Annotated in this window: 21 protein-coding genes and 1 pseudogene; 4 read left to right on the top strand and 18 right to left on the bottom strand. The window is 58.1% G+C overall.

All coding sequences use genetic code 11. The features are described from left to right. Window positions 1-25 precede the first annotated feature (25 nt). Window positions 26-346 carry a thioredoxin gene (gene trxA, locus L904_RS21800; protein WP_003521174.1) on the top strand — a complete coding sequence of 107 codons (321 nt, stop codon included), beginning with the start codon at window positions 26-28 and terminating at the stop codon, window positions 344-346. Window positions 347-393: 47 nt separating this feature from the next. On the opposite strand, the gene L904_RS21795 is transcribed toward trxA, so the two are convergent. From L904_RS21795 to L904_RS21760, 8 genes are all read right to left on the bottom strand, one after another. After that, the gene (locus L904_RS21795) at window positions 394-1,773 is read right to left on the bottom strand and encodes a folylpolyglutamate synthase/dihydrofolate synthase family protein (protein ID WP_020810581.1); all 1,380 of its coding nucleotides are present in this window, start codon (window positions 1,771-1,773) and stop codon (window positions 394-396) included. A gap of 86 nt (window positions 1,774-1,859) precedes the next feature. Next, window positions 1,860-2,756: an acetyl-CoA carboxylase, carboxyltransferase subunit beta gene (accD, locus tag L904_RS21790; RefSeq protein ID WP_020810580.1), complete on the bottom strand. Its 897-nt coding sequence runs from the start codon at window positions 2,754-2,756 to the stop codon at window positions 1,860-1,862. 27 nt (window positions 2,757-2,783) lie between these two features. Next, window positions 2,784-3,623: a tryptophan synthase subunit alpha gene (gene trpA / locus L904_RS21785; protein WP_031233963.1), complete on the bottom strand. Its 840-nt coding sequence runs from the start codon at window positions 3,621-3,623 to the stop codon at window positions 2,784-2,786. Window positions 3,624-3,627: 4 nt separating this feature from the next. Next, window positions 3,628-4,848, bottom strand: a complete 1,221-nt coding sequence (gene trpB / locus L904_RS21780) for a tryptophan synthase subunit beta (RefSeq protein ID WP_003521170.1) — start codon at window positions 4,846-4,848, stop codon at window positions 3,628-3,630. Between the two features lies 1 nt (window position 4,849). Next, the gene (locus L904_RS21775; RefSeq protein ID WP_003521169.1) at window positions 4,850-5,512 is read right to left on the bottom strand and encodes a phosphoribosylanthranilate isomerase; all 663 of its coding nucleotides are present in this window, start codon (window positions 5,510-5,512) and stop codon (window positions 4,850-4,852) included. 102 nt (window positions 5,513-5,614) lie between these two features. Next, window positions 5,615-6,382, bottom strand: coding sequence for a M48 family metallopeptidase (locus L904_RS21770; protein ID WP_020810578.1), 768 nt, complete (start codon window positions 6,380-6,382; stop codon window positions 5,615-5,617). A gap of 69 nt (window positions 6,383-6,451) precedes the next feature. After that, complete coding sequence (locus L904_RS21765) at window positions 6,452-7,684, bottom strand: polyhydroxyalkanoate depolymerase (protein WP_031233962.1); 1,233 nt, start codon at window positions 7,682-7,684, stop codon at window positions 6,452-6,454. Window positions 7,685-7,808: 124 nt separating this feature from the next. Next, window positions 7,809-8,651, bottom strand: a complete 843-nt coding sequence (locus L904_RS21760; RefSeq protein ID WP_035259872.1) for a fumarylacetoacetate hydrolase family protein — start codon at window positions 8,649-8,651, stop codon at window positions 7,809-7,811. A gap of 128 nt (window positions 8,652-8,779) precedes the next feature. Here L904_RS21760 and L904_RS21755 point away from each other — a divergent pair, with 128 nt between their 5' ends. Beyond that, a complete protein-coding gene (locus L904_RS21755) occupies window positions 8,780-9,382 on the top strand; it encodes a nitroreductase family protein (RefSeq protein ID WP_059762658.1) in 603 nt (200 codons plus the stop codon). A 105-nt stretch (window positions 9,383-9,487) separates the two neighbouring features. On the opposite strand, the gene gyrB is transcribed toward L904_RS21755, so the two are convergent. The 5 genes from gyrB to L904_RS21730 all read right to left on the bottom strand — a co-directional run bounded on the left by gyrB (window position 9,488) and on the right by L904_RS21730 (window position 14,815). After that, window positions 9,488-11,923, bottom strand: a complete 2,436-nt coding sequence (gene gyrB, locus L904_RS21750; protein WP_035265273.1) for a DNA topoisomerase (ATP-hydrolyzing) subunit B — start codon at window positions 11,921-11,923, stop codon at window positions 9,488-9,490. A gap of 156 nt (window positions 11,924-12,079) precedes the next feature. After that, window positions 12,080-12,445 (bottom strand): helix-turn-helix domain-containing protein, encoded by a 366-nt coding sequence (locus tag L904_RS21745; protein WP_003505345.1) that lies wholly within the window; start codon window positions 12,443-12,445, stop codon window positions 12,080-12,082. Beyond that, entirely contained in the window at window positions 12,442-13,011 is a 570-nt protein-coding gene (locus L904_RS21740; RefSeq protein ID WP_003505344.1) for a Smr/MutS family protein, read from the bottom strand. Before L904_RS21740 ends, L904_RS21745 begins: the two co-directional genes overlap by 4 nt. Next, window positions 13,011-14,120 (bottom strand): murein transglycosylase A, encoded by a 1,110-nt coding sequence (locus L904_RS21735; RefSeq protein ID WP_035265271.1) that lies wholly within the window; start codon window positions 14,118-14,120, stop codon window positions 13,011-13,013. Before L904_RS21735 ends, L904_RS21740 begins: the two co-directional genes overlap by 1 nt. Beyond that, window positions 14,117-14,815: a Tim44/TimA family putative adaptor protein gene (locus L904_RS21730; protein WP_035265269.1), complete on the bottom strand. Its 699-nt coding sequence runs from the start codon at window positions 14,813-14,815 to the stop codon at window positions 14,117-14,119. Before L904_RS21730 ends, L904_RS21735 begins: the two co-directional genes overlap by 4 nt. 140 nt (window positions 14,816-14,955) lie before the next feature. On the opposite strand from L904_RS21730, the gene L904_RS21725 reads away from it, so the two are divergent. Further along, the gene (locus L904_RS21725) at window positions 14,956-15,504 is read left to right on the top strand and encodes an FxsA family protein (protein WP_020809862.1); all 549 of its coding nucleotides are present in this window, start codon (window positions 14,956-14,958) and stop codon (window positions 15,502-15,504) included. Between the two features lie 102 nt (window positions 15,505-15,606). Continuing rightward, window positions 15,607-16,089, top strand: coding sequence for a protein-export chaperone SecB (gene secB / locus L904_RS21720; protein WP_003521154.1), 483 nt, complete (start codon window positions 15,607-15,609; stop codon window positions 16,087-16,089). Window positions 16,090-16,191: 102 nt separating this feature from the next. Here secB and dnaQ read toward each other — a convergent pair. The 5 genes and pseudogenes from dnaQ to L904_RS21695 form a co-directional block, all read right to left on the bottom strand. Then, window positions 16,192-16,889, bottom strand: a pseudogene (dnaQ, locus tag L904_RS21715) (DNA polymerase III subunit epsilon). Further along, complete coding sequence (gene coaE, locus L904_RS21710; RefSeq protein WP_020809860.1) at window positions 16,882-17,490, bottom strand: dephospho-CoA kinase; 609 nt, start codon at window positions 17,488-17,490, stop codon at window positions 16,882-16,884. Before coaE ends, dnaQ begins: the two are co-directional and overlap by 8 nt. Further along, window positions 17,490-18,350, bottom strand: coding sequence for a shikimate dehydrogenase (locus L904_RS21705; protein ID WP_031233761.1), 861 nt, complete (start codon window positions 18,348-18,350; stop codon window positions 17,490-17,492). The genes coaE and L904_RS21705 overlap by 1 nt, the downstream gene beginning before the upstream one ends. Further along, entirely contained in the window at window positions 18,343-18,942 is a 600-nt protein-coding gene (locus L904_RS21700; RefSeq protein ID WP_020809858.1) for a Maf-like protein, read from the bottom strand. The genes L904_RS21705 and L904_RS21700 overlap by 8 nt, the downstream gene beginning before the upstream one ends. Before the next feature lie 31 nt (window positions 18,943-18,973). Further along, complete coding sequence (locus L904_RS21695; RefSeq protein WP_003521149.1) at window positions 18,974-19,795, bottom strand: pyruvate, water dikinase regulatory protein; 822 nt, start codon at window positions 19,793-19,795, stop codon at window positions 18,974-18,976. Window positions 19,796-20,142 lie beyond the last annotated feature (347 nt).

Here is a 20,142-nt window from a genome sequence, read left to right as displayed (position 1 = left end):
AGTTTAGCTGAAAGGAGAGCCAGATATGGCTACCGTAAAAGTCGATGCCGCCAACTTCCAGTCCGAAGTCCTCGAATCCTCCGAACCCGTCGTGGTGGATTTCTGGGCCGAATGGTGCGGCCCGTGCAAGATGATCGCGCCGAGCCTTGAGGAAATTTCGTCCGAGCTGGCCGGCAAGGTCAAGGTCGCGAAGCTCAACATCGACGAAAACCCGGAACTGGCTGCCCAGTTCGGCGTGCGCTCCATCCCGACGCTCGCCATGTTCAAGGGCGGCGAAGTGGCCGACATCAAGGTTGGCGCTGCTCCCAAGACAGCGCTGTCCGCCTGGATTTCGGGCGCCGCATAAGCAATATCAGTGGAATGAAAAAAGCCCGGCAGCGATGCCGGGCTTTTTTATTGGGGAACCGTGCCGTTCAGGGCAAGCGCGTTGCCGGCAAGATAAAGCGAGCCGCCGATCAGGATGCGCGGCGCCGGTCCTTCGGGGTCGAAGCGGCGCGACAGCTCTTCCAGAGCATGCGTGAGAGACGAGGTGGGTGCCGCCACGAGGCCGGCATCGAAGGCCGCATGAGCAAGTACCACGGGATCGATCGCCGCATCGGTGCCGCCAATCGGCACGGTGAAGACATATTCGGCAATATCGGCGAAGGCCTTGAAATAGCCCACCGGATCCTTGGTATTGATCATGCCTGCAATGATGAACAGTGGGCGTGGCGTCTTTTCCTCAAAGCCGGCCATCGCTTCGGCAATGACTTCGCCCGCGCCGGGGTTATGACCGCCATCGATCCAGATTTCCGAATCCTTCGGGGCCATTTCAGCGATTTTGCCAGTCAGGATGCGCTGCAGACGGCCGGGCCATTCCACGGAGGTCATGGCTTTTTCGATCATCCGTTCCGTCACCTCGAAACCGGCGGCCTTGACAGCGCGGATCGCGGCGGCGGCATTGGCAAGCTGATGGCGGCCGGGAAGACGCGGCAACGGCGCATCGGCCAGGCCGAACTCATCCTGATAGACCATGCGGCCGAATTCTTCATGGGCGGAAAAATCCTGCCCATAGACCGATACCGGGCAACCGAGCCGCTCCGCCGTGGCGACAAGCGTTTCCAGCGCCGCATCATATTCCTGATGGCCTATGACGACGGGGGAACCCTTTTTCATGATTCCCGCCTTTTCCGCCGCGATCAACTCAACGCGGTCACCGAGATAAGCCTCATGATCGAGCGAAATCGGCATAATGATAGAGACAGCGGGGTTGTTGATCACATTGGTCGCATCGAAACGCCCACCAAGACCCACCTCGACGATAGCTGCGTCAGCCGGATGTTCCGAAAAAAGAAGGAACATAACCGCAGTCAGAATCTCGAAGACGGTAATCTTTTGGCCTTCGTTGGCAACTTCAATACGGCGCAGAGCATCCGCGAAGACAGCATCATCGACAAAGCGCCCCCTCTCGCCGGCCACACCGATGCGATAGCGTTCATGCCAATTGACGAGATGTGGCTTGGTGTGCACGTGCACGGGAAGTCCGGCTGCTTCCAGCAAGGCCCGACAAAAGGCGCTGACCGAGCCTTTGCCGTTGGTGCCAGCGACATGGATGACGGGCGGCATTCTATTTTGAGGATTGCCGAGTTTCTCAAGGAGCCGGGAAATTCTATCGAGCGAAAGATCGAACCCCTTGGGGTGGAGCTGCATCAGCTCTTCAATGATCTTCTCGGCCTCACCGATCGCGGGCTTCGTCATGTCTTCCGTTCGCCTTTCAGGCGTTTTGCTTGCCATTTGTCCGCCGCACCAAAGATGAAATCATGCAACGTATAGCATCATCCCGAAGGCAGTTTATGCCTCCGGGCGACATATTTTTTTTCTCAGGCCGAAGCGGCCAGCGGGACGACCGAATTTGCATTCCCAGCAGGCGCTTTGGTCATGATCTTGAGCAGATTAGCGAGCGTGTCGGGAATTTCGCGGCGGTCGATCACCATATCCACCATGCCGTGTTCCAGCAGATATTCCGAGGTCTGGAAGCCTTCGGGAAGCTTTTCGCGAATGGTCTGCTCGATCACGCGCTTGCCTGCGAAGCAAATCTCGGCGCCCGGCTCGGCGATATGCACATCGCCCAGCATGGCGTAAGAGGCCGTGACGCCGCCCGTCGTGGGGTTCGTCAGAACCACGATATAGGGCATGCCGGCTTCTTTCAGCATGTTCACGGCAACCGTGGTGCGTGGCAGCTGCATCAGCGAAAGAATGCCTTCCTGCATGCGCGCACCGCCCGAGGCCGGGAACATCACGAGCGGGCAACGCTCGGAAATGGCGCGCTCGAAGGCCTTGACGATGGCCTCGCCAGCGGCAATGCCGAGCGAACCGCCCATGAACTGGAATTCATGCACGACGGCGACGATCTTCAGGCCTTTCAGGAGGCCCACACCGGCAAGGATCGTATCTTCCTGCTCGGTCTTCGTGCGGCTGTCGCGCAGGCGGTCGGTGTATTTTTTGGAATCGCGGAACTTCAAGGGGTCCTGCGCCACCTTCGGCTGCGGCAGGGCTTCATAGACACCGCCATCGAAAAGATCGGCAAGACGTGCCTTGGCCGGCATCTTCATATGGTAGCCGGAAGCCGGGATGACCCACTTGTTATCTTCCAGGTCCTTGTGGAAGACCATCTCGCCCGTTTCCGGGCACTTGATCCACAGGTTCTCCGGAACCTCCGGGCGGCGGCCAAGCATGGAATTGATCCGGGGCCGTACGTAATTGGTGATCCAGTTCAACTGACTACTCCTGACTGGGCCGCGCGCTTATTCCGCAGCGGCGAGGCGCGATGCACGCACGCCCGTTGAAAGTCCTTTTACCAGCGTCGTAACGGCCGGTACGGTATCGGCGGTCGCCTGCCCGTCCTTGGTCAGGCTGCCCGCAATCTGGTTGACGATGGCCGAACCGACCACAACGCCATCCGCAACGGCACCGATCGCTTTTGCATGATCGGCCGTTTTGACACCGAAACCGACACAGACCGGCAGTTCCGTATGCGCCTTGATACGACCGACAGCGCCCGAGATCAACGAGGGATCGGGAAGCGCTGAACCGGTAATACCGTTCATCGAGACGTAATAAACGAAACCTGAGGTATTTTTAAGGACGGCAGGCAGGCGCTTGCCATCCGTCGTCGGCGTGGCGAGACGAATGAAGTTGATGCCGCGCGCGAGTGCCGGGATGCAGAGTTCATCGTCCATTTCCGGCGGCAGATCGACAACGATCAGGCCATCAATGCCGGCCGCGATTGCGTCGTCCAGAAATTTTTCGACGCCGTAGATATAGATAGGATTGTAATAGCCCATCATCACGATCGGCGTTGCATCGTCTTGCTTGCGAAACTCGCGGGCGAGATCGAGCGTGGTTTTCAGCGTCTGGCCGCCCTTCAGCGCGCGCTGGCCGGCCAGCTGAATCGCTGGGCCATCCGCCATCGGGTCGGAAAAGGGCATGCCGAGTTCGATGACGTCGGCACCGGCTTCCGGCAGGGCCTTCATGATGCCGAGCGAGGTTTCGAAATCCGGGTCGCCGCCCATGAAATAGGTAATCAGGGCCGGGCGATTTTCAGCGCGCAGATCGGCAAAGCGCTTGTCCATACGTGCAGTCATGATCTTATACATCCATTCCAAGGAACTTGCTGACGGTGTGGACATCCTTGTCGCCACGGCCGGAGAGGTTCATCAGGATGATTTCATCCTTGCCCATCTTCGGTGCGCGCTTGATGACTTCCGCCAGGGCGTGGCTCGGCTCAAGAGCCGGAATGATGCCTTCGAGGCGGGTCAGCATCTGGAAGGCGTCCAGCGCCTCATGGTCCATGATCGGCACATATTCCACGCGGCCGATATCGTTCAGCCAGGAATGTTCAGGGCCGATGCCGGGATAATCGAGGCCGGCGGAAATGGAGTGGCCTTCCTTGATCTGGCCATCCTCATCCTGCAGCAGATAGGTGCGGTTTCCATGCAGCACGCCCGGCGAACCGGCGGTGATGGAAGCGCAATGCTCATCACCCGAAAGACCCTTGCCGCCGGCTTCGACGCCGACGATGCGGACATTCTTGTCATCGAGGAAAGGATGGAAGATGCCGATGGCATTCGAACCACCGCCGACAGCCGCGACGACCAGATCCGGCAGGCGGCCTTCCGCCTCCAGCATCTGCGCCTTGGCTTCCTCGCCGATAACGGCCTGGAAATCGCGAACCATTTCCGGATAGGGATGCGGGCCGGCCGCGGTGCCGATCAGATAATAGGTATCCTCGACATTGGTGACCCAGTCGCGCAGGGCCTCGTTCATAGCGTCCTTCAGGGTGCCGTGGCCGGCCGTCACCGGCTTCACTTCAGCGCCAAGGAGCTTCATGCGGAACACATTCGGGGCCTGACGGGCAACATCCGTCGCGCCCATATAGACGACGCAAGGCAGGCCGAAGCGTGCAGCGACGGTAGCGGAGGCAACGCCGTGCTGGCCGGCACCGGTTTCGGCAATGATACGGGTCTTACCCATGCGCTTGGCAAGCAGGATCTGGCCGAGACAATTGTTGATCTTGTGCGAGCCAGTGTGGTTCAGCTCTTCGCGCTTGAAATAGATCTTCGCGCCGCCAAGTTCCGCCGTGAGGCGTTCCGCAAAATAAAGCGGGCTCGGACGACCCGTATAGTGCGCGCCGAGATGCTTGAGTTCCGCCTGAAACGCGGGATCGGTCTTGGCCTTGTCCCATTCCGCCTGCAAATCCAGAATGAGCGGCATCAGCGTTTCGGCAACGAAGCGACCTCCGTAAATGCCGAAACGGCCGTCCTCATCGGGACCAGCGCGAAAAGAATTGGGTGTTGGCGCGTCGTTCACTTCAAGCTCCCTTTGGGCCTTTCGACCAATCATTCACCACATCGAAAAATGCGTCGATCATGGATAGATCCTTGACGCCCGGCGCGCTTTCCACACCGGACGATAAATCTAGTCCGCTTGCCCTGGTCTCCGCCAGCGCCTCGGCGACATTGTCCTTGTTCAATCCCCCGGAAAGCATGTAATCCACACTTCCGTCAAGTGATCGCAGGATGGTCCAGTCGAAGGAGACACCGTTGCCACCCGGCAGCTCGGAACCGGCGGGCGCCTTGGCATCCAGCAGAAAACGGTCGGCTATTCCAATATAAGGGTCGATTTTGGCAAGATCAGCGGCATCGCGAATGGAAATCGCCTTCATGACAGGCAGGCCATACAGCGCCTTGATGTTCAGCAGCCGTTCCGGGCTTTCATTGCCATGTAGCTGAAGGATGTCCGGTTTGACGAGATCGACGATTTCATCGAGATAATCATTATCGGCATTGACCGTGACGGCAACCACCTTCGCAGCGCCGCGGGCGGCTTCCGCCAGCCTGCCGGCAATATCGGGCTCGATGTTGCGCGGGCTTTTTTCAAAAAAAATAAAACCGACATGGGACGCACCACGCCTGACGGCGCGCTCCAGCGCTTCCGGTGTCTTCAATCCGCAAATCTTGATATCCGGTTTCATACCCGCGACCTGACATGAAATGCGACAAGAGTCGAGCCAAATCGCATCCATTCCCGATGGAATGTTTCACGTGAATCCAGATGGCGATCCGCGTCGCCGGTTTCAATCGAAATCGATGGCGTGAAGTTTGGAACCGTGGCGTTTCAGCCAGCTCTTGGCTTCTTCCGTGTGCGGGCAGAGCTTTTCGCATAGTGCCCAGAATTTCGGGCCGTGGTTCATCTCGCTCAGATGCGCAACTTCGTGAGCGGCGAGATAGTCGATGACCTTTTCGGGGGCCATGACGATGCGCCATGAGAAGCTCAAATTTCCATCATGGGAACAGGAGCCCCAGCGGCTGCGCGTATCCTTCATACTGATGGAGCGCACCGGCCGGCCGGCGGTGCGTGCATGAACAGCCACAAGCCGTTCCAGATCCGCCTTCGCTTCCTTTTTCAGGAATGTCGCTATCCGTCTTCTCAGATGTTCCGGCGCGCCGCTGACCTTCAGAACGGCCACCCCATCGACGTCTTTCGTGACATGTGTCAGCCCTCGCACGCTCCCAGTATGGTCAATGCGGTGGGCTATGCCGCGAATATCGATGATCGCACCCGGACGCAAACCGTCGTCTGGGCTGAATTTTACAAGCTTGCCTTCCAGCCAACCCTGGTGCCTCTCAAGGAAATCATCCACCTGCCGGTGATGCAGGCCCATCGGGATCGTCAGCTTCAACGCCCTGCCGCCCGGTTCAATGCGCAGCGTAATGCGCGTGGCGCGCGGATTTTCCCTGACCGTAATCGGCACCTGCCTGCCCGCCACCGCGACGGTGCGCTGACTGGGCAGCACCTTCTTTGGGGCCGGCGATTTCAGGGATTTTCTGAGGAGCGAAAACATGTCCCCTTCATAACCGATTCGTCCGTCGCTTGGCCATGCAAATGCGCGGCACGGCCCGCCGTCTTTACCCTATGCTGTCTGGTGTTTGCGGATAAATTCCAGCATGCGCGGCACGATTTCCTTGCGGAAGCGCGAACCGTTGAAGACGCCGTAGTGCCCGACATCCGGCTGCATGTAATGGGCGCGTTTGTCTTCAGGGATATTCCGGCAGAGATCATGCGCGGCCTTTGTCTGGCCGACGCCGGAAATATCGTCGTTCTCGCCTTCCACCGTAAACAATGCGACATTGCGAATGGCCGCAGGATCGACCGCCCTGCCCCGGTGCAGCATGTTCCCTTTCGGAAGCGCATGGTCGATGAAGACGGTTTCCACCGTCTGCAGATAGAACTCCGCCGTCAGATCCATGACGGCCAGATATTCATCGTAAAATTCGCGGTGTTTTTCGGCGGAATCGCCGTCATTCTTGACGAGGTTGAGGTAAAAATCCTTGTGCGCCGTCATGTGTTTGTCGAGGTTCATCGACATGAAACCGGAGAGTTGCAGGAAGCCCGGATAGACATTGCGGCCAAAAGCCGGCTGCGGCCACGGCACCTGCATGACGACATTGTCGCGGAACCATTCAATGGGTTTCGCCTTGGCAAGACCGTTGACGGCAGTCGGGTTGATGCGGGTATCAATGGGACCGCCCATCAGCGTCATGGATGCCGGTGCGAATTTATCCCCATCCGCCTCCATCAGGGAAACGGCGGCCAGCACCGGCACGGATGGCTGACAGACGGCGACCACATGCGCCCCCGGTCCGACCGCGCGCAGCATCTCGATGACATAGCTGATGTAATCGTCGAGATCGAAGGTGCCCTCACTCACCGGCACGGTGCGGGCGTCGGCCCAATCGGTGATGTAAATATCCGCCGAAGGCAGCAGGGCCTCGACCGTCCCCCGCAACAAAGTGGCGTAGTGGCCGGACATGGGCGCCACCAGCAGCACCTTCGGATCGGACTGGCGGGCTGGATCAAGTTCTTTCTTGAAATGAAGCAGATTGCAGAACGGACGCGACCAGACGGTCTCTTCGACAACATTGACGGTCTGGCCATCGACAATCGTATTGCCGAGAGCGAATTCCGGTTTTGCGTAACGGCGCGTCATGCGCTCAAAGACCTCAAAACCGGCGTCTAGGCTTCTTCCGAAAGCCGTGCTGGAAAGCGGGTTGAGCGGATTATTGCAGGCCTGGCGCATCATGTCGGCGCCGGCGCGCAGCGGCGCCATGGCCGCATGGTTCATTTCATAGAGGTGGTAGAACACTGATGACGCCTCCCTCGCGATCACGCTCTTTTTTTCAACCATAGCAGCTTTTCGCAGGTGCACAAAATCGAAGGCGCTGGCGGTTTCCCGCCAGCGCCTCACTTTCCGTTGAACGCCTTCGCAATCAGATGTCGGCGACGAAAGTCTGCTTCTGGGAACCGAGGCCTTCGATACCGAGTTCCACGACATCGCCAGCCTTCAGGTAACGCGGTGGCTTCATGCCCATGCCGACACCGGGAGGAGTGCCGGTGGAAATGACATCGCCGGGATGCAGCGACATGAACTGGCTGAGATAGGAGACAACGTGGGCAACGCCGTACACCATGGTCTTGCTGGAGCCGTTCTGCATGGTCTGGCCGTTCACCTTCAGCCACATGCCGAGGTTCTGCGGGTCAGTAATTTCCTCTTTCGTCACCAGCCAGGGGCCGATGGGGCCAAAGGTGTCGCAGGACTTGCCCTTGGTCCACTGGCCGGCACGCTCCGTCTGGAAGGCGCGTTCGGAAACATCGTGCGAAACGCAATAGCCGGCAACGTAGTCGAGAGCATCGGCTTCCGAGACATATTTGGCGGTCTTGCCGATAACAACGCCGAGCTCGACTTCCCAGTCGGTCTTTTCAGAACCGCGCGGAATAGTGACGTTGTCATTCGGACCGACGATGGCCGAGGTCGCCTTCATGAAAATGACCGGTTCCGGCGGTACGGTGGCACCTGTTTCGGCGGCATGGTCGGAGAAATTGAGGCCGATGCAGATGAATTTTCCGGTTCCCGCGACGCAGGCGCCGATGCGATCTTCATTCAGGACCGGAAGCGTGCTCAGATCGATCGCGGCGATCTTTTTGAGGCCCTCGGGAGAAATGGCGTCGCCGCCGATATCTTTCACATGGGCGGACAGGTCGCGGATTTTTCCTTCCGCATCGAGGATTGCAGGTTTTTCCTGGCCGGGCTGGCCAACACGCATCAATTTCATGGAACTCTCTCCCGGTTGTCAGACAAGGTGATGCATATATGAACGATGCATTCATACTTGTCACCCCTTGACTGCGCCAAGTTTCGAAAAATACCTTTTCCTTCCCGTCAATCAAAAGGACATGGCCCGTGACGAACAGCAATAACAGGCAATCCGAATATCCCGTTGATCCCCTCTTCCTTGATCGCTGGTCTCCGCGCGCCTTCGACGGCAACGCCATGCCGCCACAACATCTGATGACCATTCTGGATGCGGCGCACTGGGCGCCTTCCGCCTCCAACTATCAGCCATGGCGCTTTGTCTATGCGCACAAGGACAGCGAAGACTGGCCGCTTTTCGTGGAACTGCTTGTGGAGGGAAACCAGCGCTGGGCTAAAAACGCCTCTGTGCTGCTCTTCGTCATTTCCCGCGACCATAACATCTCGCGCGAAGGTGAGAAAAAGCCATCCGCGACCCATTCCTTCGATGCGGGTGCTGCCTGGTTTTCGCTTGCCATGCAGGCGCATCTGCTCGGGTACCACGCCCACGGCATGGCTGGCATCTTGAAAGACCAGATCGTTGAGAGGCTGAATATTCCAGAAGGCTACAATGTGGAGGCCGGGGTTGCCATCGGCACGTTGACCGACAAGTCCGTTCTTCCTGACGATCTGGCGGAACGGGAAGTACCGAGCAAGCGCCTGCCTCTTTCAGACGTGGCTTTTGAAGGACGCTTCACGGGCAAGACCGACTGATATCAGCTTGTCCGCACAAAACAAAAGGCCCGGCGGAAATTGACCGCCGGGCCTTTTGTTAAAGTTTCGTTTCACGTGAATCGTTACGCGAAATGCTCCACAGGATTAAATGTCGAGGTTTGCAACGCTCAGCGCATTTTCCTGGATGAAGTCGCGGCGCGGCTCCACTTCGTCACCCATCAGGCGGGCAAACAGGCCGTCGGCATCGGTGGCGTCGTTGACCTTGACCTGCAGAAGCGAGCGGACGTTGGCATCAAGCGTCGTTTCCCAAAGCTGCTCGGCATTCATTTCGCCGAGGCCCTTGTAACGCTGCATGGAAAGACCCTTGCGGCCGGCGGCGAAAATCGCTTCCAGAAGCGCACGGGGGCCTGGCAGTTCCATGGTGCCGTCCTTGCGTTGCAGGACCGGCGGCGTGACGTAGATATCGCGTGTGCGGGCCGCGAGCTGATCGATATGGCGGGCATCGGCCGAACCGAGCAGGCCCATATCCAGCGTCGAGACTTCCTTGACGCCGCGCACCATGCGCTCGAAGCGCAAACCGCCATCCTGCAGCACGGTGCCGGACCAGCCGCGTTCGGTTTCTTCCGCAATCATGTCGAGACGCCGCGCCACTTCGGCAACGGTTTCTTCGGCGCGGGCGGCATCGGCCGAAAGCTCGGGGTTCAGCGCGCCGGCAATGGCAGCCTGTTCCACGATCGAGCGGCTGTAACGGGAATGCAGCCCGTCGATCAGCGAGCGCATGCGCAACGCATCCAGAATGACTTCGCGAAGATCGGCGCCGACACGCACTTCGCCAGAGCCGAGGGTCAGCGATGCTTCCTCGATACCCATGGAGATGAGGTACTCTTCCAGCGCCTTTTCATCCTTGAGGTACTGCACGGATTTGCCACGCGTGACCTTATAAAGCGGCGGCTGGGCGATATAGAGATGGCCGCGCTCGATCAGTTCCGGCATCTGCCGGAAGAAGAAGGTCAAGAGCAGGGTACGGATGTGAGCGCCGTCGACGTCAGCATCCGTCATGATGATGATCTTGTGGTAACGCAGTTTGTCGGCGTTGAACTCGTCCTTGCCGATGGACGTGCCAAGTGCCGTGATCAGCGTGCCGATTTCCTGGCTGGACAGCATCTTGTCGAAACGGGCGCGTTCGACATTGAGAATCTTGCCTCGCAGCGGCAGGATCGCCTGGGTTTCACGCGAGCGGCCCTGCTTGGCCGAACCGCCAGCGGAGTCACCCTCAACAAGGAAAAGTTCGGATTTCGCCGGATCGCGCTCGGAGCAGTCGGCAAGCTTGCCGGGCAGAGAAGCGATATCGAGCGCACCCTTGCGGCGCGTCAGTTCGCGCGCCTTGCGGGCGGCTTCGCGGGCGACCGCCGCTTCAACCACCTTGCCGACGAGGATTCTCGCGTCGGACGGATGTTCTTCCAGCCAGGTGGAGAGCGCTTCATTGACGAGGCTTTCCACGACCGGGCGCACTTCGGACGAAACGAGCTTGTCTTTCGTCTGCGAGGAAAACTTGGGGTCGGGAACCTTGACAGAAAGAATGGCCGTCAGACCTTCGCGGCAGTCCTCACCCTGCAGGCTTACCTTTTCCTTTTTCAGGATGCCGGAAGTTTCGGCATAGGAAGTGACCTGACGGGTCAACGCCGCGCGGAAACCGGCCATATGGGTGCCGCCGTCGCGCTGGGGAATGTTGTTGGTAAAACAAAGCACATTCTCGTGGTAACTGTCGTTCCACCAGAGCGCGACCTCAACCGTAATGCCGTCCTTTTCGCCCTTGATGGCGACAGGCTTGTCCACCAGCGGCTTCTTGGCGCGGTCGAGATAACGGACGAAGGCTTCGAGGCCGCCATCATACAGCAGCTCTTCCTGCTTGATATCAGAATGGCGCTTGTCGGTGAGCAGGATGCGCACGCCGGAATTCAGGAATGCGAGCTCGCGCAGGCGATGCTCCAGCGTTCCATAATCATAGTCCGTCATGGTGAAGGTTTGCGGGCTCGCGAGGAATGTGACCTCCGTGCCCGAGCGGCCTTCATATTCGCCAATGACGGAAAGCGGCGCATCGGCAACGCCATGGGTGAAGCCGATTTCATGCAGCTTGCCATTGCGGCGGATTCTGAGCTTCAGCCAGACGGAAAGCGCATTGACCACCGACACGCCCACACCATGCAGGCCGCCCGAAACCTTATAGGAGTTCTGGTCGAATTTACCGCCAGCATGCAGCTGGGTCATGATGACTTCGGCGGCGGAAACGCCTTCGGAAGAATGGATGTCGGTCGGAATGCCGCGTCCGTTATCCGTCACCGTCACGGAGCCATCGGCGTTCAGCGTCACCGTCACCAGATCGGCATGACCGGCGAGAGCCTCATCGATTGCGTTGTCGACGACTTCATAGACCATGTGATGCAGGCCGGAACCGTCATCGGTATCGCCGATATACATGCCGGGCCGTTTGCGCACGGCATCAAGGCCCTTGAGAACCTTGATCGAATCGGCTCCATATTCCGCATTCGCGCCGACTTCGCTTGACGATGTTTCGGTCATAAGTACTCTTTCCAAAGTTTTCCTGGCCAGGTTTCCAGTGAGAAGGCCTGAAGCCAGCGAATCACTCAAATCCGACATGCGACTATAGAAATTCTACACCCAATCCCAAAGGCCGCATGCTTCAGGATGCTGAATAAAGCAGGGGATAGAGGGGTTTCAATCGCAAGAACGGCTTTTTTGCAGCAAGGCTGACAGTTCCTCTACCACACTCGGCGGCAGCTTGCGAATATCCCGTGCGAGACGGTTGGCGAAAGCCGTATATTGCGGCGGCAGGCCGACGGTGTCGATCACCACTTTCGGGTCGGACGAGCCGGCCAGAAAGAACAATTCCTCCGCCTCGTCCCAGATGATGTTGAAATATCCGGCGATGCGCTGCAGCAGATCGAAGCTCGGCTTTCCACGCTTGCCATGCTCGAGCGCCGAAAGATAAGCCGGCGACACGCCGATAGCGGCGGCCATTTGTTTCTGCGTCACGCCCTTGCGTTCACGAAGCTGCCGCACTGCCTCCGCAAAGGGCGTCATGACTTTTCACCCCGCCGACGCGCCAGCCGCACATAAAGAGCGCCGTCGCCGCCGTGGTTGGCGGATGCATCCTCATAGGATGAAATCAGGTGGCGGTATTCCGGTTTGGAAAACCACATGGGCACCGCCCTTTTCAACGCGCCATCGCTACCAATGGAACGCCCCTTGCCCGTTATGACGAGCACATGCCTGAGACCACGTTCATGCGCGCGCAACAGAAAATCAAGCAGCACCGCATGGGCTTCGCTCTGGAACATACCGTGCAGATCGATCCGCCCTTCCAGCGGTAGCCGGCCACGGGTGAGCTTGCGCTTGACCGGTTTTTCCATCGGCTGATGAATTTTCGGCTTTTTGTCCGGAGCCGCTGATGGCGGCTCGGCCGGCTCCGCAAGCATGCGCGGAAAGCTGCTTTTGCCGGTCTGGGAAACCTCGGGTTCAACCAGAGGCTCCTCCATGTCCTCGAAAGCCAGCAAATCTTCCAGTCTGCCGGAGATCGGCCGCGTGGTTTTTGCGACCTTTCCCCACAGAATGCGTTCTTCCTTGCCGAGCTTGCGACTGCTCTTCATCACCGATACCTCTCCGCAGCAACCCGCGGTATCAGTATATAAAAGTCGGCCTCGTTGCGCACCGTACCGGCAAGCTCTCCTGCTTCGAAACCGGAGCCGGTGAAGATATCGCCACGGGCCGGGCCGACAATGGCTGAACCCGTATCGAGCGCCAGCATAAGCCGCGCAAAAGGTTTTCCGTCATCGAGATGAGTTAGCGACGGTGAATGGATGAAGAAGGGAAGCCCGAACGTGTGGATGAGCCTGTCCACCGCAAGCGCGCGCCCGGCGACAAGCGGCACCTTTGCGGCGGCGATCGGCCCCATATCCTGATCAGCGACATCCGCCTCCCGGAAAAAAATATAGGAGCGGTTATGCCATAGCACCCCATCCACCTTGTCGGGATGGTCAGCGAGCCATTTGCGGATCGTCTGCATTGACACGGTTTTCGGATCAAGTTCTCCGCGATCGAGAAGCAGACGGCCAATCGGGGAAAACGCATGCCCGGCCTTGGCCGCATAGGTAATGCGCTTTACCGCGCCGTCAGGAAAAACCAGACGTGCCGCCCCCTGAACATGGACGAAAAACAGGTCGACCTTCGATCTCGCCCAGGCAATCTCAAGGCCCCTGCCCTCCAGATGCCCTTCATCGATCGCCTGGCGGTCGGGATAATAGGAGATACCGTCCTTACCCGCCCTGCCGAAAGCATAGGAAGGATCGAAACCGGCAGGCCGATTGGTATCGTCGATATCCACCAGTTCGGGCGGCCGGCGGTAAATCGGATAACGCCAGATGTCGTCGGGTTCAGATGACACTTCCAGTTCGGGTTCGTAAAAAGCGGTTACGAAACCGCTTTTTCCCGGAGCCGAAGAAATCCTGAAAGGCACGCAATTGGTTTCGAAAAACCGGCGCGCCTGTTCCGGACTGTTTGCTAGGTTTTTCTCAGCACTTTCCAGAAGCGAAACAAGTTCCGCCGCCGTGACCCCGAGCGCGCCGGTCCTGTAGGGTTTTGCGTTTCGAAGATGCGACAGGATTGTCGCCATCGCCGGAAAAAGCTTGCCCGGATCGTCTTGCCGCCATCCGGGCAGGTCGCTGAAAGAAACTTCCTCGATCGAAAAGGGCGCGGTCATTGCTCGGATTCGGTAGCGATCAGCTTCCAGTTCGGATCACGCGAGCGGATATCGCGCGAGAAGGTCCAGATGTCGTCCACCTCCGCAACCGCATCCGGATCGCCATCCACCAGCTTGCCATCCTTGTCATAGGTCGCCGAAATCAGCTGGCTGACGATCCTCAGCGTGATCTGCACTTCGGAATCGCGCACACTGGCCTGCGTGATATCTGCTTTCTCGATGCCCACGAAGGTGGACTTCACCACCTCGCCACGACCTTCACGCTCGGAAATCGCCACTTCGAAACCATCGAAAACCTCCTTCGACAGAAGGTTCTTGAGCGTCTTGCGATCCCCATCGGCAAAACCCATGACGATCATTTCATAAGCCATGCGAGCGCCGTTCAGGAATTCCTTGGGACCGAAGGACGGGTCCCTGGTCATCACCTCACGCAGCGATGCATTGAGTGGGCTATCGACGGGCGCTAGCGCATCCGCCTCGGCAAAACGGTTTTCGTCGTCACCCTCGCTGCGCCTCGGCAGGGTCACGACCTTGTTATCGTCTGCAACGGGACCCTTTGCCACATCTCGCGGGCTATAGGGGTCGAATGGCGGCTTCTCATTGCCCGTGCGGCGACCGAGGACACTGCGCAGCTGAAAGAAGATCAGCACCGCTGCAACGAGAAAAAACAATGTGATAAAGTCGCTAAAGCCCATGTTTTACCAAAACCGCCATTTAAATTCGAAAACCACACCATCATATAGTCTGCATCTTATCATCATTCAAATGTGCAGATTCAATCATCGGTGTCCCGGGAACCGGCAATCTGCCAGAGATGCACACGCAAGGCTAGAAGATGCGTTTTTCCTTTCTCCCCATCGTCATCCTGATGATGCCCATCCTCGAAATTGCCGGTTTCATCATCGTCGGCAAGGCAATCGGTTTATGGCTGACATTGGCGCTTGTCCTGTTCACCTCGTTTCTGGGGTTGCTCATCCTGCGGCTGGGCGGCATCGGCATGGTGAGAAACCTTCAGGATGCGGGCCGCACCGGTGCGCAGCCGGCGGATGAGCTTGTGAATGGCGCCATGCGCGTCGTTGCCGGGATCCTGCTCTTCATTCCCGGTTTCATTACCGACATTCTCGGCCTTCTGCTTCTGTCGCCAACCGTGCGGCGATTTTTCTGGAAAGCCTTCGGGCCGCGCGTCGTCGTTGCGGGTTCCTTTCGGCAATCCGGCCAGCAATCCGGTCCTCAGCCCGGTGATTTTTCCGGCTTTCGGAATGATCCGGGACATGCGCGCAATTCGAAGGTGGTGGATCTCGACGAGGAGGAGTTTCATCGCGAAGAGCCAAAGGGTTCCCCATGGTCGCGCAAACCGGACGATCGCGATCTGCCCAAACCCTGATCCGGGGCGGAATGGATCGCGATGACCCGATCACGAAGGGTTGTAAGCCCCCGGTCGAAATGATAGACCGCCTTCCACGAATTCACGCCGTGAGGAAATGTAATGACCGCTGAAAATGGTGCACAGGGCGCAGTAAGTCCTTCCCTCAACATTCTTGCCCAGTACATCAAGGATCTTTCCTTCGAAAATCCGGGTGCTCCTCGCTCGCTTCAGGCCCGTGACAATGCGCCGTCGATCAACATCAATGTCAACGTCAACGCAAACCCGATCTCGGGTTCGGATTTCGATGTTGTCCTGACGCTGAACGCGGAAGCCAAGGATGGCGACAAGGTGCTGTTCGCGGCCGAGCTGGTTTATGGCGGCGTGTTCCGCATCGCCGGCTTCCCGCAGGAACATATGCTGCCGGTGCTGTTCATCGAATGCCCGCGCCTGCTGTTCCCCTTCGCGCGCCAGATCATTGCGGACGTTACCCGCAACGGCGGTTTCCCGCCGCTGATGATCGATCCGATCGATTTCGCGCAGATGTTCGCCCAGCGCGTTGCCGAGGAACAGGCAAAGGCCAAGGTTCAGGCCGTACCGAACTAAGTGGCGCGGTTCTGCGCTGCAGAATTCAGACAAAACAAAACCCGGGTTCATGCCCGGGTTTTTCTTTAACGGCATTCACCGTTTCCGGTGCCTGGACAAGCATCAATTCTGGTAACGGTTCCAGATCGCCTTGTCGCCCATGCCGAGAACGAGTTTGCCATGGGCCGCAACAGTTTCCGTATCCAGCCTCGAGGGCAAAGCCCGCGGCCTTTGCAGCGGCTCAAGCGGAACGTCTTCCTCGACGATGATGGTTTCCTGCTTGGCGGCGGAACCGAAACCGAGCGCCGTCTGGCGCCCGCCGATCATTTCAATATAAACTTCGGCGAGCAGTTCGGAGTCGAGAAGAGCGCCGTGCTTGGTACGGTGGGAATTGTCGATGCCGTAACGTCGGCAAAGCGCGTCCAGCGAGTTCGGTCCCATGGGGTGCTTGCGGCGGGCGAGCGAAAGCGTATCCGTCACCAGATCGGCGGCGACCGGTTCAATGCCGAGACGAGCGAATTCCGCATTGATGAAGCCCATGTCGAATGTGGCGTTATGCGCCACCCAGCGCGCGCCCTCGAGAAGTCACGAATCTGGTCGACGACCTCGGCGAATTTGGGTTTATCCTTCAGAAACTCGTCGGTAATCCCGTGAACGGCAAGTGCGTCGGGGTGAACCTTGCGATCTTCCGGGCTGATGTAGAGATGCAGCGTGCGGCCGGTGGGAAAGTGATTGATCAGCTCGATGCCGCCGATTTCAATCACGCGGTCCAGCTTCGATTCAAGGCCCGTGGTTTCCGTATCGAAAATGATCTCACGCATTCATCTCTCCGCGGCGCGACTCAGCGGCCAGTTTCTGCAGAACCTCTCTTACCTGATCCCGTGCCGCTTCGACACCATTTCCGGAATCGACAATAAAATCGGCGCGCCGGCGCTTTTCCGCATCGGGCATCTGCCGTGCGAGGATCATTTCGAATTTCTCTTCCGTCATTCCGGGTCGGGATAAAACCCGCTCTCGCTGAATCTCCGGCGCGCAGCTGACGACAACGACTTTATCGACCCGGCTTTCCGCCCCGGTTTCGAACAGCAGCGGAATATCGAGGAGGGCGAATTGCCGATCCTCTTTCCTTGCCTGCTCCAGAAAAGCCTCCTGCCTTCCGCGCACCAGCGGATGCACGATCTCTTCCAGTCTGCTGAAATTAGCCGGATTCTGCCGCAAGACCTCACCGAGTTTCTGCCTGTCCACCGCACCGGAAACGGTAGTGCCCGGAAAGGCCGCTTCGATCAGCGGGGCGGCTTCCGCCCGGTAAAGCCCGTGCACGACCTCATCCGAATCAAGAACCGGAACCCCTTCCCCGGCAAACAACTTTGCCGTCGTCGTTTTTCCCATTCCAATCGAGCCGGTGAGACCGATGACGATCATCAATGTTTCTCCATATCCTCGATGATGAGAGAACGCAGGGCCTCATCGACCTCCGGCGTTTTGCCGAACCATCGCTTGAAACCGGGTTTTGCCTGATGAAGCAGCATGCCGAGCCCGTCGACGGTTGCGATACCCTGCTCTTCCGCCATTTTCAGGATCGGTGTTTTCAACGGCACATAGACGATATCGGTTACAACGGCCTGATCTCCCAGCGGCGAAAAATCAATATGCGGCGCTTCCGTTCCATCCATGCCGAGCGACGTCGTATTCACGAAAAGCCCGGCACCCTGCATGACCTCATGAAGCGCTGCCTGCGGATGAGCAAAAACCCGCGGCCCAAAACGGTCAGCCAGTTCGCGCGCCCGTTCGACGGTACGGTTGAGGACGTGGATTTCGGCAATGCCGCGATCACGCAACGACTGAATGACCGCTCGGCTTGCGCCGCCGGCACCCAGAACCACTGCCCGCTCTGTCCTGTCCCAGCCCGGATGCCGCTCATCGAGATTGGAGACGAAACCATAACCGTCCGTATTGGTGGCGTGAAGCTCGCCCTCCTCCATCCAGACCGTGTTGGCGGCGCCGAGTTCTTCCGCCAGGGCATCTGGTCTGTCTGCCAGCCGGTAAGCCGCTTCCTTATGGGGAATGGTGACATTGCCGCCGACGGCCGTGCCCGGCTTGCCCTGCTTCAGCGTTGCAATGAAATTCGAGAAATCGTCCGGAGAGATTTCCACCGCTTTATAGGAGCCGGCAATGCCGAATTTCCTCAGCCAATAGGAATGGATAATAGGTGATCGCGAATGCTTGATCGGATAGCCGACAACGAAGGCGTTTATGGTTAATGTTTCACGTGAATCAGCCATCGATGACATCCATGTCGCGTAGCTTCGATAAAAGCGGCAGAAGCGGCAGACCGAGAATCGTGAAATAATCGCCCTTGATCGAGGTGAATAGCTGGATTCCCTCTCCTTCGAGCTGATAGGCGCCGACGCTGCTCAAGGCCTTTTCTCCCACCCGTTGCAGGTGGCGGGAGACAAATTCGGCGCTCAAAGTCCGAACGGTCAACTCGGCGCTGGAAACGACCTGCCACACCACCTCACCATGTCGGACGAGAACGGCAGCGCTGTTCAGGCGATGGACCTTGCCGGACAATGACAGCAGATGCGCTTCGGCCTTCGCCATGGTTTTCGGCTTGTGATAAACACGGGCGCCGAGCGCCATGGTCTGGTCGCAGCCGAGAATCAGTGCTTCCGGATAAAGCGCGCCAACCGCAAGAGCCTTGGCCCTGGCGAGTTCCAGCGCAACCTCTTCCGGACTGGCGCCGTCTCGTTCCAGCTGTTCATCGAGCGCACGCTCGTCAATATCCGCCGGGATGGCCGAAAATGTCAGCCCCGCATTGCGCATCAGCATCTGGCGGGATGCGCTGGACGAGGCGAGGATCAATTCTTGTTTCATCGACTGTCTGCTCCGAATGGTGCGATTCGGATTATCGTGTCCTCGAACGAAGGGCAAGGATCGCCGCCGCCGTTTCCTCGATGGAGCGGCGTGTGACATCGATCAGCGGCCAATTGTTGCGGGCACAGAGCGCACGTGCATATTTCAGCTCTTCCATGATGGTGGCGCGGTCCGTGTATCGACCACTGTCAAATCCGCCCGTCGCGCCGAGTTCCCGGTTTTCACGCACCTGCGATATCCGGTCCGATGTAGCGACTAGCCCGACGATCAACGGCCGCGTGGCCGCATAGAGGCTGTCGGGTAAAGGCACATTGGGAACGACCGGTATATTGGCGGTCTTTATCCCCCTGTTGGCGAGATAGATGCTGGTCGGTGTTTTTGAGGTGCGGCTGATGCCGATGATGACGATATCGGCCTCGTCATAGGTTTCGGGCATTTGCCCATCGTCATGATCCATGGCGAAATTGAGCGCCTCTATTCGGGCGAAATAATCCGCATTCAAGGCATGTTGCGCGCCCACCCGCCGTCTGGACGGCGCACCTAAATAGGTCTGGAAGATGCCGATAATGGGTTCAAGGACATTTACGCAGGGCACCCCGATCGCATGGCACCGCAGATCCAGAAACTCGGCCAGCTGCTGGTCGACGATCGTATAGAGAACAATGCCCGGTTCCTTGTCGATGAGGTCGACGACCTGTGCGAGCTGCTTCTGGTTTCGAATCATCGGATAGACATGCTCCACCGGCATGGAAGCGTGGAACTGTGCCGAAACGGCCCGACCGGCCGACATCAGAGTCTCTCCCGTTGAGTCCGAAATCAGGTGCAGATGGAAGAAGCTTTTTTTGTTCTCCACGCTGTTTTTCTCCCGCTGTTGATAAACCGGGACAAATCTCCGAATTGTCCTGCGGGTCGAACCGCGACGTGAATAAAGTGGTGTTTTTCCACAATCCGCAAGTGGCTTCAATCGTCTCCGGCGTGCTTGTGAATTGTTGGAAGAATGTGAAACCGTTCAAAATTTTCCCCAGACTATCCACAGTCGAACTGTTTTTCCGGATCTCTATAAATAACTGAAATTATTCATAAAATTTCTATTTTCCGGATTATTCCAAAACAATTGGGCCGATAACATCCGCAGGCGCGCTTGGAATTTTACGGCTGCGGCATTTCGACTGGAATGATTTTAATCCTTGCTACCCACAG

The sequence above is a fragment of the Agrobacterium sp. LY4 genome (assembly GCF_001526585.1).
Lineage (GTDB): Bacteria > Pseudomonadota > Alphaproteobacteria > Rhizobiales > Rhizobiaceae > Agrobacterium > Agrobacterium leguminum.
This window is presented reverse-complemented; position numbering and strand designations above follow the sequence as displayed.

Coding starts and splice junctions, on each gene's coding strand:
- L904_RS21735 (WP_035265271.1), bottom strand. CDS start 14,120: ATGACCGCGCCCTTTTCGATCGAGGAAGTTTCTTTCAGCGACCTGCCC.
- L904_RS21775 (WP_003521169.1), bottom strand. CDS start 5,512: ATGAAACCGGATATCAAGATTTGCGGATTGAAGACACCGGAAGCGCTG.
- L904_RS21700 (WP_020809858.1), bottom strand. CDS start 18,942: ATGAAACAAGAATTGATCCTCGCCTCGTCCAGCGCATCCCGCCAGATG.
- L904_RS21705 (WP_031233761.1), bottom strand. CDS start 18,350: ATGGCTGATTCACGTGAAACATTAACCATAAACGCCTTCGTTGTCGGC.
- gyrB (WP_035265273.1), bottom strand. CDS start 11,923: ATGACCGAAACATCGTCAAGCGAAGTCGGCGCGAATGCGGAATATGGA.
- L904_RS21770 (WP_020810578.1), bottom strand. CDS start 6,382: ATGTTTTCGCTCCTCAGAAAATCCCTGAAATCGCCGGCCCCAAAGAAG.
- secB (WP_003521154.1), top strand. CDS start 15,607: ATGACCGCTGAAAATGGTGCACAGGGCGCAGTAAGTCCTTCCCTCAAC.
- L904_RS21745 (WP_003505345.1), bottom strand. CDS start 12,445: ATGACGCCCTTTGCGGAGGCAGTGCGGCAGCTTCGTGAACGCAAGGGC.
- L904_RS21760 (WP_035259872.1), bottom strand. CDS start 8,651: ATGAAATTGATGCGTGTTGGCCAGCCCGGCCAGGAAAAACCTGCAATC.
- trxA (WP_003521174.1), top strand. CDS start 26: ATGGCTACCGTAAAAGTCGATGCCGCCAACTTCCAGTCCGAAGTCCTC.
- L904_RS21740 (WP_003505344.1), bottom strand. CDS start 13,011: ATGAAGAGCAGTCGCAAGCTCGGCAAGGAAGAACGCATTCTGTGGGGA.
- L904_RS21730 (WP_035265269.1), bottom strand. CDS start 14,815: ATGGGCTTTAGCGACTTTATCACATTGTTTTTTCTCGTTGCAGCGGTG.
- L904_RS21725 (WP_020809862.1), top strand. CDS start 14,956: ATGCGTTTTTCCTTTCTCCCCATCGTCATCCTGATGATGCCCATCCTC.
- trpA (WP_031233963.1), bottom strand. CDS start 3,623: ATGACTGCACGTATGGACAAGCGCTTTGCCGATCTGCGCGCTGAAAAT.
- L904_RS21795 (WP_020810581.1), bottom strand. CDS start 1,773: ATGGCAAGCAAAACGCCTGAAAGGCGAACGGAAGACATGACGAAGCCC.
- coaE (WP_020809860.1), bottom strand. CDS start 17,490: ATGATCGTCATCGGTCTCACCGGCTCGATTGGAATGGGAAAAACGACG.